This window comes from Flavobacterium jejuense, from assembly GCF_006491595.2.
Lineage (GTDB): Bacteria > Bacteroidota > Bacteroidia > Flavobacteriales > Flavobacteriaceae > Flavobacterium > Flavobacterium jejuense.
The window spans coordinates 1-279 of the sequence record NZ_VEVQ02000063.1 but is presented as its reverse complement, the minus strand read 5'-3'; the positions used below and the strand labels follow the sequence as shown (position 1 = coordinate 279).

Genomic DNA, 279 nt, shown 5'->3' with positions numbered 1-279 from the left:
CCTATCAACTTTACCTATACTTCTCCTGTTAACGCAGGTGCTTTTAGAATACAAGTTTCAACTTCAAATTCCGGATGGACAGCTGCTAATGGTTTTACATCAAATACAGCTCCAAATGCTACTGTAGTAGTAAATGCAAGTATTAACACTAGTAATTATTATTGGAACGAAACCGCATTAGGTAGTTTTGAAGGACCAAAAGCTGGAAAAACATACTATTACACTATTAGAAGTTGGGACGCTACAACAGGAACTTCAAACTATTCTGCTGTTAGGACC

The 279-nt window shown here is 36.9% G+C and carries 1 protein-coding gene; it reads left to right on the top strand.

The window, feature by feature from the left end; genetic code table 11:
• Window positions 1-279 (top strand): hypothetical protein (locus tag FIA58_RS21885; protein ID WP_208022847.1); only part of this gene is annotated, 279 nt, incomplete at both ends.